This window comes from Streptomyces sp. NPDC002690 (assembly GCF_053592415.1).
The window spans coordinates 1-11,199 of sequence record NZ_JBSFVR010000246.1 but is presented as its reverse complement, the minus strand read 5'-3'; the positions used below and the strand labels follow the sequence as shown (position 1 = coordinate 11,199).

Annotated in this window: 10 protein-coding genes; 6 read left to right on the top strand and 4 right to left on the bottom strand. The window is 70.6% G+C overall.

Annotation, left to right across the window (positions count from 1 at the left end; genetic code table 11):
- Positions 1–2,010, bottom strand: a 2,010-nt coding sequence (locus tag ACWD3D_RS25610; RefSeq protein ID WP_451463140.1) for an AAA family ATPase, incomplete at its 3' end; no start/stop codon positions are given.
- A gap of 579 nt (positions 2,011–2,589) precedes the next feature.
- Between ACWD3D_RS25610 and ACWD3D_RS25605 the strand changes: the two genes are divergently transcribed.
- The 5 genes from ACWD3D_RS25605 to ACWD3D_RS25585 all read left to right on the top strand — a co-directional run bounded on the left by ACWD3D_RS25605 (position 2,590) and on the right by ACWD3D_RS25585 (position 7,179).
- The gene (locus ACWD3D_RS25605; RefSeq protein WP_451463138.1) at positions 2,590–2,979 is read left to right on the top strand and encodes a WhiB family transcriptional regulator; all 390 of its coding nucleotides are present in this window, start codon (positions 2,590–2,592) and stop codon (positions 2,977–2,979) included.
- Between the two features lie 318 nt (positions 2,980–3,297).
- Entirely contained in the window at positions 3,298–4,269 is a 972-nt protein-coding gene (locus tag ACWD3D_RS25600) for a 2-hydroxyacid dehydrogenase (protein ID WP_451463137.1), read from the top strand.
- Between the two features lie 156 nt (positions 4,270–4,425).
- Positions 4,426–5,352 carry a hypothetical protein gene (locus ACWD3D_RS25595; protein WP_451463136.1) on the top strand — a complete coding sequence of 309 codons (927 nt, stop codon included), beginning with the start codon at positions 4,426–4,428 and terminating at the stop codon, positions 5,350–5,352.
- Positions 5,353–5,600: 248 nt separating this feature from the next.
- Positions 5,601–6,251, top strand: coding sequence for an HAD family hydrolase (locus tag ACWD3D_RS25590; RefSeq protein ID WP_451463135.1), 651 nt, complete (start codon positions 5,601–5,603; stop codon positions 6,249–6,251).
- A gap of 10 nt (positions 6,252–6,261) precedes the next feature.
- Positions 6,262–7,179: a TIGR03619 family F420-dependent LLM class oxidoreductase gene (locus ACWD3D_RS25585; protein ID WP_451463134.1), complete on the top strand. Its 918-nt coding sequence runs from the start codon at positions 6,262–6,264 to the stop codon at positions 7,177–7,179.
- A 116-nt stretch (positions 7,180–7,295) separates the two neighbouring features.
- Here the strand turns inward: ACWD3D_RS25585 and ACWD3D_RS25580 are convergent, their stop codons facing one another.
- Positions 7,296–7,784, bottom strand: a complete 489-nt coding sequence (locus tag ACWD3D_RS25580) for a TetR/AcrR family transcriptional regulator (protein ID WP_451463139.1) — start codon at positions 7,782–7,784, stop codon at positions 7,296–7,298.
- Between the two features lie 242 nt (positions 7,785–8,026).
- Here ACWD3D_RS25580 and ACWD3D_RS25575 point away from each other — a divergent pair, with 242 nt between their 5' ends.
- Positions 8,027–9,562 (top strand): MDR family MFS transporter, encoded by a 1,536-nt coding sequence (locus ACWD3D_RS25575; protein ID WP_451463133.1) that lies wholly within the window; start codon positions 8,027–8,029, stop codon positions 9,560–9,562.
- A gap of 177 nt (positions 9,563–9,739) precedes the next feature.
- On the opposite strand, the gene ACWD3D_RS25570 is transcribed toward ACWD3D_RS25575, so the two are convergent.
- Complete coding sequence (locus ACWD3D_RS25570) at positions 9,740–10,231, bottom strand: SRPBCC family protein (RefSeq protein ID WP_451463132.1); 492 nt, start codon at positions 10,229–10,231, stop codon at positions 9,740–9,742.
- A gap of 149 nt (positions 10,232–10,380) precedes the next feature.
- A partial coding sequence (locus ACWD3D_RS25565; protein WP_451463131.1) for a response regulator transcription factor occupies positions 10,381–11,199 on the bottom strand: 819 nt, incomplete at its 5' end.

Here is an 11,199-nt window from a genome sequence, read left to right as displayed (position 1 = left end):
GGTGAGGAAACCGACACCGCGGGGACGGGCCCAGGTGTCGACCGCTGCCTGCAACTCACGGGCCCGCTCGACCTCGCCCCGCAACGCCGCCAACAGACCCAGATAGGCGTGGGTGTGATGTGTGAACAGCGCGTGCCGGTGAAGGGTCGTCAGTTCCAGACAGCGTTGTCCGGTGCGCTCCGCCTCCGCCCATTCACCGACCGTGATCTGGTCCAGCATGATCAGGTGCAGCATCGTCATGGCGTCGGCCAGGGCTCCCGACTCCACCTCGCGGTCCACGGTCCGCTGGAGCAACGGCCGGAACTGGCTGAGTGTGTCCACGTGATAGGCCGCGACCCCCAGCCGGGTCACGTCCCACGGCTCCAGCTCGTGCAGTCGGGCAAAGGTACGTTCGACCCGTTCGTGCACACCCGAGCCGCGCAGTACGACGTCTCCCCAGGCGTCCTCGTAGATGCGTGACTGTCCGGACACCAGGTCGCCCAGGGAGTTCAGCAGCTCGTGGGTGCGCTCCCACGAAGGCGCGTCACCCGCGTACTGGTTGATGGCCAGCAGCAGGTCGACCAGTCGGGTGAGCATCTCGTCCGGTTCCCGCACTCCGCTGTCGCGCATGGACTCGATCGCCGCGAAGACCTGATGCCGTGAGGACCGTACGTCCCCGTCCTCGAAGAGCGCGACGTAGCCCGAGGCGATCACCGAAGCCGGCGAATCGGTGGTACCGGATGCGGAGTCGGAACGGACCAGCCGCTGCGCCTGGTCCAGCTGGCCGGAGTGGCCGGCGATGTACGCCGCGCTGCCGAGCCGGCGGGACCGCTCCTCGTGGCTCTCGCTCAATTCCGCGGCCCGGGTCAGCCAGGCCATCGCGGCCCGTGCGCCCCCACGCACGAGGGCGGAGTCCGCGGCGGCCTCCAGCGTCGCGGCGACCTTTTCGTCGGGGTCCACCGCGGAAGCCGCCAGGTGTGTGGCACGCCGCTCCAGGTCGTCCTCGTGCACCTGGGCGAGCACGGCGTGCGCCGCACGACGCTCGTTGGGTGTCGCCATCTGGACGGCCGTCGAGCGCACCAGGGGGTGGCGGAAGACGAAGTCACCGGTGAACGGATCGACTGCCAGCAGTCCGCAGTCGGCGGCCTCGTCCGCCTTGAGCATGCGGTAGCGCGCACCTCCCGTGTGGCCGGCCGCAGAACCGGCACCCACCCCGTCGAGGGCTCCGCGCAGCAGCTCCGCGCGTACCTCGGCGCCGAGAGACTCGATGCGGGCGCCGTACACCTGCTGCAGGCGTACCGGAAGGGAGATGCCGGTGTAGCCGAAGAGTTCCTCGGGAGTGCGGCTCGACCGGTTGGCGCGCACGTACGGCGGCAGTTCCAGAAGGGCCAGCGGGTTGCCCTGGGCTTCGTCCAGGACCAGCCTGCGGACCTGGGGTTCCAGGCCGGGATGGTGCATGTCCAGCAGCTGCTCGGAAGCTGTCTCCGACAGCGTGGTCACCGCCAGTTCCGGCATGGCGGCGGTGTCGAAGGCCGAGGGCACGTCGGAGCGCAGGACGACGACGAGCTTCACCGAGCTGCCGGTGAGCCGCCGCCCCACGAAGCCGCAGACCTCGGTGCTGAAGGTGTCCAGCCACTGGCCGTCGTCGAGCACGAGCAACAGGGAGTTCTGTGATGCCGCGAGGGACAGCAGGTCGAGGACGGCGATGCCCAGGGTCATGACCGAGGGCGGTGTGCCCGCGCTCCTGCCGAAGACCGTGTCGAACACCTTCCGGTGCACCTCGTCGAGCCGGTCGATGTACGACAGCAGCGGGTAGAGGAACTGGTGGAGGCCGGCGAACGGCAACTCCGACTCCGCCTCGACCCCCGCCGCCCGGATCACCCGGTGCTTCTCGGCTGCCGCGAGGGCGGCGGCGTGTTCCAGCAGGGCGCTCTTGCCCACCCCGGTGTCACCGCGCATGACGAGTGACCGGCCACCTGCCGCCGTCACGAAGCTGGACAGAATCTCTTGCTCGCGTTCGCGGCCGACCATGGTCCCGAAGACCGAATCCACCGTCCCCCACTCCCTTCAGGGCTGAACCAGTGCCCCGGCAGGGGCACTTCGCCGTCTGTACGCACGGACCGCGCCAGACGTCAGGGCGAGGGTACGTGGCCGTTCCCGTCGGCCACGGCGAGAGCCGCGTGCGCAACTCGCCGGCACACCTCAGGCGCGCTCGGCAGGCTGCGGGAGCCGACGGTGTTTCGCAGGGCCTCACAGGGACAGTCGGCTCGTCACGTATGCGATGTGCCGCTTCCGGGGAGCGACGGTGCATGTGACCGCCGTGCCCTTTTCGCCCTACCCCCTCCGACAGAAGACTAGATGCCCTCAGCATTCTCGTCACCCGGTATGGCCGAAAAGCTTCTTGTGCGTTGCTGGGTGAAGCAGTGTTCGTCCCGTCGACCGGTGCCACACATGTTCCGCCGATCTCACTGCCGACGTTGCCGCCGGGATTCCGCGGGTGAGCGGGCAGGGCTCAGCTGTCCGTGCGAACCGGAGTCCCCGCTCGGGGCCTGGACCGGACAACAGGAACAGTGGGTTATGGTCGTACGCTTCCTGAAGACATGTGTGTGTATGGCTGGCGCCCTGGACGGGAGCCTGCCAGGAATCGAGGCGCCCATGGACTGGGCCGAGCGCGGGCCATGCCGGGCGCAACCGGAGCGGATGTTCGCCGAGGGCGCGGCGCAGAAGGAGGCGAAGGCCGTGTGCGCCGGCTGTCCGGTCAGGCTCGACTGCCTCGCCCACGCCCTGGACCACCGTGAGGAGTACAGCGTGTGGGGTGCGATGACCGAGCGCGAACGCCGTGCGCTGTTGCGCCGCCGCCCCGACGTGAGGTCCTGGGCACAGCTCTTCGCTCGGGCCCTCGGCCACCAGGACGGATCGCTGCTCGACGTCGTCGAACCGGGGCGGACCAGTCGTGGGCCGGGGACGCGGGCGGATCGCGACAGGGGTGGGGCGGGGTGAGGGTGGGCGGCGCCCATCACGGTGCTTGTGCGCACAGCGTGGGTACGGCCGTCACCGGTGCGCACGCGATTGCGGTGACGGTCGGCGGCCCCCGCTGCGCCCCATTCACACGTGCGAGTGGCGAGGCTCACGTGAACCGGTGTCCTGATACATACGTTGATCAGGTGAGGAACCACCACATATACACCCGGCGCTGCTGTTTCGGCCCAGAAGTCGGCCCACAGCAAGTGCCCGGCAACGGGTGAGGTGACTCGCGCGCGACCCCGGCACGACCGGCTCCGGTCCGCGGCTCCGGAGCGGGAAGAAAGCTGATGCACGATGAGGAACGGCAAGACCGTCTGGCTACCGTATCGCCGGAACCAGATCCCCGGACTGCCGGACGGACTCTCCTATGTCCACTGGGACGGGTCTGGCCGGCTGCCCGGTGACCCCGGGGACGTCGGCTTCCTCGTGGGGCCGCCCGTGCCCGGCGCCGAACGCGTCCTGGCTTCGGTGCTGCCCCGGATGCACCGCCTCGAAGTGCTGCAACTGCTCAGTTCCGGTCACGACCACATGACTCCGCTGCTCGGCACCCTGCCCCCGGGAACCCGGCTCGCGACCGGCCGTGGGGTGCACCGCGAGGCCACCGCCGAGCTGGCGGTCACCTTGCTGCTGGCCCTGTGCCGGGGCTTGGACCGCTTCGCGGACGGTCAGGCGGCAGGGGAGTGGCGGCCGGAATTCCGGTCCACCCTGGTCGGCAAGCGGGTCCTGGTCATCGGGTACGGCGCTGTCGGTTCGTCCGTCGCCGCCCGGCTCGACGCGTTCCGTTGCGAGGCGGTTCTCGTGGCCCGCACGGCCCGTACCACTCCTGCGGGGCGGGTGTACGGGACGGAGGATCTGCCCGAACTGCTGCCCACGGCCGACGCGGTGGTGCTGTGCGCGCCGCTGACCGACCGGACCCGCGGCATGTTCGGTACCGAAACCCTGGCGCGGCTGAAGGACGGGGCGCTGCTGGTCAACGTCGCCCGCGGTGAACTCGTGGACACCGGGGCACTGGTCCGCGAGGTGCGGGCGGGGCGGCTGCGAGCGGCGCTCGACGTCACCGACCCCGAACCCCTACCGCCCGGGCACCCCCTGTGGCGACTGCCCGGTGTGTTGATCACCCCGCACGTGGCGGCTTTCACCGACGCCTTCCCTCTGATGAGCGCGGACTTCCTCGGTCGACAACTGCGCCGCTACCGGCAGGGCGAGGAACTGGAGAACGTCGTCCTGACCACCACCGGGACCGAGTCCGGCGACAGGGCCGCCTGAAGGGCGTCCCGCGATCCGCAGCGGACGCGCGAAGACACCTTCGTCACCTCGCCGGGCTCCCGTCCGGCGCAGGCGGTCCGCCCCGGCCCCCTCCTCCACCTTGCGACGCGCGGCGCCGGTCCTTCCCCGGCCTGATCCGAAAGAAAGGCCCCAGCCATGACGAGGTCCACACGGGCGGGCCACCCGGACGCCCCGGGGCCGTACGCTCCACTCGCGCAGGTGTTCTCCTTCTTCGAAGCCGTTGGGCACGCCGATCCAGCTCTGGCCTGGCAGAGCTTCACCGGCACCTGGAACTGGGCCGCGCCGCTGGCCACCGCCGTACCCCACGAGGCCGTTGCGGCACCGGTGGCCCACGAGGAAGCCGGCGGGTTCACCGTGTCCGGACTGTGGAGCCGGCCGGCGCACGCAGGAAGCGGGCCGTGGCTGGTCCTGCCACTGACTGGGGACGCGGGCGGCGGTCCCGACCTGTTCGTGGTGCATTCCAAGGTGCTCGACAGGACCCGGCCAAGCCTCCCGGGAGGCGCACCCGGAGCGGCCTTCCGCCTGGACGGCACCCCTGTACCGGCGGGCTTCGCCACCCGCGCGGAGGCGGTACCGCTGCTGCCCGAGGACGCCCCCTTTCTCTGGACGGCGATCGCCGCCCTCGCGCTGGGGGCGACTCGTCGGATGGCCGACGTCCTGGCCGCTCCGGCCGGGTACCGGGCCGTTCCCGGTCCGAGGGGATCGTCGGCCTCCGCTGTCGTGGCAGCCGAATCCGCTGCCCTGCTCCACGACGAGCGGGTGGGACTCGCGGCAGCCCTGCACGGCACCCCGTCGGTGCGTCAGGGCCTCTCGACGGCCGTCGAGGAGGAACTCTTCGCGCGTGCCGGACGGGCCGGAAACGCCGCGCACCACGTGGTGGCGTCCGTGTGCGAACACGCGTTGACGTCGTCGGACGTGAACGACGGCGGACAGTCTCTGGTGCTCCTGATCGAGGCGAGTGCACCGGTCCTCCAGCAGGTGCGGTACTCCCGGGAACTGCTGCCGCCCCGCGGCGCCCCGGCCAGGGAGCCTGCGCACGGTGACGATCGGGTGGCGGGGTGACCCGGGCCCTGTCCGAGAGACACGCCCACGTGCCCCTGGGCCTCCGGGCGGTGTGAGACGGCCCGCACGGGCTTCGGACACACTCGGAGACCGTTCCCCCGACTCCGCCCACTCACGGTGGCATCCGGGAACTCCTCGCACGCCCCGGGGACCTGCACCTATCACTCACACATGTGATCCGTACGCCGACGACATGTGAGGGGCCACCTGGTGACGGTCCGTCTTCCGCGAGGTTCTAAAGTGTGTGTATGACTCAGCACCGCAAGGGCCTCGTCCTCGACTTCGGTGGTGTGCTGACGACGCCTCTGCTGCCTGCCGCGCTCGCTTTCGAGAAGCGCGAAGGGCTTGCCGAGGGGGCGCTGCTCACCGACGTGTACCTGACCCCCGAGGGGGCGAGGATCACCGACGAACTGGAGCGCGGCACGCTCACCCAGACCCAGTGGAACGAGGCGGCCGGCCGGCTGCTCGGCATCGCACCGGACAACCTGATGGGCCGCATCTTCGCCGATCTGTCCCCCGAGCCCTCGGTGATCACCGCGGCCTCGGTGGCGCGCCGGGCCGGAATACCGGTCGGCATTCTCTCGAACTCGGTCGGCCCGAGCCCTTGGAACCTGTACCGGGGACATGCCGTCGACGAGCTCTACGACGCCGTGGTGCTGTCCGAGAACCATGGGATCCGCAAGCCCGAACCGGCGATTTTCCACCTGATCCTGGAGAAGCTCGGGCTCAGGGCCGAGGAGTGCGTGTTCGTGGACGACACCGAGCAGCACCTGCGGCCCGCGGAGGCCCTCGGATTCGCCACCGTCCACGCCGTGGAGGCCGGGCGTACCGTGGCGGCTCTCGAAGAACTACTCGGAATCCCGCTCACCGACGAGCACGCGGACCGGGTCACCCGATGAGGAGACACCTATGAGACTGGGACTGGCCCTGCCCACCTTCGGCCCCGACGCCCGGCCGGAGGGCATCCTGCGGGTGAGCCGTACGGCGGAGGAGATGGGGTACGACTCGCTGTGGACCGGCGACCGTGTTCTCGCCCCCTCGGCGCCCAGCGCGCCCTACCCGAGTGCCGACGGGGTGATGCCCCGGGTGTACGAGAACCACATGGACCCGCTCGTGGCCCTGACCTTCGCCGCGTCCCACACGACCCGCGTCCGCCTGGGCACCAGCACGCTCAACGGCCTGTGGCAGCCGCCGATCATGCTCGCCAGGTCACTGACCACACTCGACGTCCTCAGCGAAGGGCGGCTGACCGTGGGTCTGGGCCTCGGCTGGATGCCCGACGAGTACGCCGCGGTCTCCGTGCCCTGGAAGGGACGCGGCGCCCGGCTCGACGAGACGCTGGAGGTGCTGGAGAAGTACTGGACCAGTGACGTCTTCTCGCACGAGGGAGCGCTCTTCACCATTCCGGAGACCGTCGTGGGTCTCAAGCCGGATCAGCGGCCGGGTCCGCCCGTGCTGCTCGCCGCGTTCACGCCCGGCGGGCTGCGCCGGATCGGACGGCGGCTCGACGGCTGGCTGCCCGTGGCGATGCCGTTGCCCGCGCTGATGGGCATGTGGGACGTCATCCGCAAGGCGGCGGTGGAGGCGGATCGCGACCCCGAGGCCCTGCACATGGCGCTGCGCGTCAACCCTGAGCTGACCGAAACCAGGACCGGCCCGGACCACTTCCCCCGGGCGGGCACCCTCGACCAGTACATCGACTACGCGCGTGGCGCCGCCGACGCCGGAGTGCACGAGCTGTTCGTGGACTTCGGACAGACTCCCGCCACTCTCGCCGAACGCATCGACCTCGCCGGGCGATTCGTCGAAGGAGTCCGCCGGGGCTGAGCGCACGGCGCGCCCCCGTCCGAACCCTCCTGACCGCCGCACCGGAAAGAACCTTCCGGGCACCGGAAAGACCCCGAACCCACACGCAACCTCGTGGGTACGGGGTCTTCGTCGTGTCAGGAGGCGCCTAGACCGCGCAGCAGCGTGTCGACCACGATGTCCGCGGCCTGCCCAGGGCTCAGCTCCGGCAACTGCCGCGCCACCAGGTGCATCAGCTGGGGCAGCAGCGCCCCCGCCCACCCCGGTGGCAGGTCCGGGCGCAGGACTCCCTCGTCGGTGGCGCGGGCGAGAAAGGTGTCGACCTCCCGGACGGAAGCGTCCCGGCGGGTACGAGCGTCCTCCTCGGCCAGCATGCGGCCGAGCTCGACGGGCCAGGTCCGGTTGACCACGATGATGTTCTCGACGTAGCGGTGCAGGGCGACGGCGACCGGTGCTTCGCGCAGCCGGGCGTCCGCGATGGCCCCCTCGACGGCCGACAGCCGGGCTTCGTAGATGGCGGCGAGAAGGTCCTCACGGGAGGCGAAGCGCCGGTAGACCGTGCGCCGGTCGACACCCGCCTCGGCAGCGATGCCCGCGATGCTCGCGCCGGGATCGGCGGCGAGCATGCGCGCTCCCGTGGTCAGGACGAGTTCCAGATTGCGTGCTGCGTCGGCTCTCACACCACTGAGTCTAGTTGGTGGTCTGTGCAACCTGAGACATCTAGTGCTCCTTCGGCGTGGATGACGCTTCGATAAGTGCTACATTGAAGTGACAGATAGCCCGCTTAACGCCAGCTTTCTGTGGCCCCAACGTTGTCCCGCGGCGGGCGCGACCGTTCCCGCCGCCCTTGCAGAGAAGCGAGTTCCCGATGCCGAAGACACAGTCCGCGTCACCGAAGGCGGGTGGTGTCGCCGCCGCGATGAGCGCCTTGATCCTCGCGGTCCTCCTCGCCGCCCTGGACCAGACGATCGTCTCGACCGCGCTGCCCCGCATAGCGGAGGACCTCGACGGATTCGACGACATCGCCTGGGTCAGCGCCGCCTACCTGCTCGCTTCGACGGCGGTCACCCCGCTGTGGGGCAAGCTCGGCGACATGTTCGGCCGCAAGCGGCTCTATCTGACCTCGACCACGGTCTTCCTGGCCGCGTCGGTGGCGTGCGGCCTGGCCCGGAACATGCCCGAACTGATCGGCGCCCGTGTACTGCAGGGCGTGGGCGGCGGCGGCATGATCGTGCTGACCTTCGCCCTGGTCGGCGACATCGTCGCCCCGAGCGAACGGGGCCGTTACCAGGGCCTGTTCGGCTCGGTCTACGGCGTCGCCAGCATCGTCGGCCCCCTGCTGGGCGGCATCTTCACCGACCAGCTCTCGTGGCGGTGGGCCTTCCTGATCAATCTGCCGGTCGGCGCCGTCGCCCTGACCCTTGCCGCACGCTCGCTGCCCGCGGCCGTCCGCGGCGTCAGGGCGCGCATCGACTACCTCGGTGCCACCCTGTTGGCCGCCATCGCCACCGGCCTGGTGCTGATCACGTCCTTCGGTGATCGCTGGGGCTGGGGATCACCGGCCATCCTCGGCCTGATCGTGGCCACCGTGGTACTCGCCGCGCTGCTGCTGCCCGTCGAGCGCCGGGTCGCCGCGCCCGTCCTGCCGCCGGCCATGCTCGGCTCCCGGACCGTGGTCTTCTCCTCGCTGATCGGGTTCTTCGCCAACGCCGCGATGTTCGCCGTCCTGGTCTACCTGCCGACCTACCTCCAGATCGTCCACGGCGTCTCGGCCACCCTCTCCGGCATCTACATGCTGCCGCTCGTCGTCGGCCTCGTCGTCAGCCAGTCACTGGCCGGACGCTGGGCCGAGCACGTCGAACGGCTGCGCACGATCCTGCTCGCCGGCCTGGTCGCCAACCTCGTCGGACTGCTCCTGCTGGGCACCATCGGGGCCGCCACCAACACCCTCGTCCTGAGCGTCTACTTCCTGATCACCGGCGTCGGCATCGGCATGGTGCCCATGGTGGTGCTGACCACCGTCCAGAACAGCGTGCCCGCCGCCGACCTCGGGGCCGCCAGTGCCGTGGTCACCTTCTCCCGCTCCATCGGCGCCGCCTTCGGAGTCGCGGTCTTCGGCAGCCTCCTCAACACCGGCTTCACCCACCGGGCCCAGGACCTTCCGACGGGCGGAGGCTTCGACTCGGCCCGCCCCGACACCATCGGAAACCTGCCCACCGCTCTGCGCGACACTGCCCTGGACGCGTTCGCCCACGCCACGGCGGCCGGCTACCTGTGGATCGCCCCCACACTCGCCGTCGGCACCTTCCTCGCCCTCTTCCTTCGGCCGGCCGGCGGAACCCGGACCACCGCGGTCACTCCCGACCCCGCCGTCCGGGAGAGGGAGACGGCGTCGGCCGTCTGAACCGCACCGGGCACCCCACGAACGGCCGACGCCTCCCGGGGCGCCGGCCGTCGGCGTCCTCCCGGGTGCCGACGGGGTGCTCCGACGGGGTGCTCCGACGGGGTGCTCCGACGGGGTGCTCCGACGGGGTGCCGACAGGCCTCAAGAACCGTTCCTCTCCGGGATGCCGACAGCCCCTCAGAAACCGCTCTCCTGCGCGGGGGAGCTCTCCGAGAGCCGCCTCAGCTGCGCCAGCCACAGGGTGTTCAGGCGCTGCGCCCACAACGGCGACAGGGCGTTCAGCGACTTGGCGGCCGGGCCGCGTACGACGTTCGCCGTCACCACGTGGGTGCCCTTGTCGCCCTCGGTGAGCAGCCAGGTCTGGTAGAGCTGCACCCCGGCACCGACGGCCGACCATCCGAACCGGTTCGGCGGTATCCGCTCGCCCAGGAAGATCTCGAAGCGCTGCCCGTGGAACCGCACGTCGAAGGTGTGGTCCACCACCCCCGGGCGTGCCCGGCTGACCCCCGGGACCCACTCCGGCCATCGCGGTACATCGGTGAGCAGGGCGAATGCCGTGGCGGCCGGTGCGTGTACGACGGCCTGTGCCTGGCAGAAACTGTGGGCGTGCGCGGGTGAGAAGCCGGACGGCCAGTGGACGTCCGGACGGTGGTCTGCGGCGTCGGGCATCCGGTCTCCCTCTCACGGTGCCTCGCGGCCGGGAAGCGGCGGACGAGGGGAACCGCCCGGAGGACGGCTCCGCGACCACTGTGTGCGGGAGCGACTTGCCCGGCATAGGTCAAATGACTGGGCAAGCGGCCGTGAAGCTGCTCGACGTGTCAGTGGTTCCGGTCGAGTTCGAGGCCTGAGAGCGCGTCCCTGAGCGCGGCCCGGGAAGTGATGCCCAGTTTGGGATAGATCTGGTAAAGGTGCGTGCCGATGGTCCGGTGCGACAGGAACAGCCGCTCGGCGATCTGCTTGTTGGTCAGGCCGGTCGCAGCGAGCGTGGCGATCTGCAGTTCCTGTGCGGTCAGCGCCGACGTTCCCCCCATGGCCGCGACCGGCGCGGCCTGCCCGCCGGCCCGTAGCTCGGAGGCCGTACGGGTCACCCAGGGGCCCGCGCCGAGCAACTGGAACGCTTCCAGCGCCCGGGTCAGCTGGTCCCGGGCCTGGCTGGTGGCGCGCAGGCGCCGCAGTCGTTCTCCGTAGAGAAGACGCACCCGCGCCACGTCGAAGGGCCACTGCTCCGGTACGGGCAGGGACAGCGCCCGCTCGAAGAGGGCGACCGCCTCCGTCCCCGGCGTGGTCAGAGCCTCGCAGGCCAGCACCACCAATTCCAGCCTCGGGGAAAGTCCGGCCATGGCGGACGCGCGCATCGCGGCGGCGTGGGCGGCGGCCTCCTCGTCCCGTCCGGTCCGCAGGGCAGCCTCGACCAGGTCCAACGCGCCCCACATGGCGATGGGGACGAACGGTGTGACGGGCCCCGGCGGGTTGAGTGTGCGGGCGTGCCGGTAGGCGGTCTCGAAGTCACCGTCGCCGAGGGCGGCCAGTGCTCTGGCGTGGGCGGCGAAGAAGCGGGCTCCGTGGGCGTGTTCCTGGACACCCTCCGCGCCAAGCTCTCCGGAGCGGACGAGGATCTCTTGGAGACGGCGCTCGGC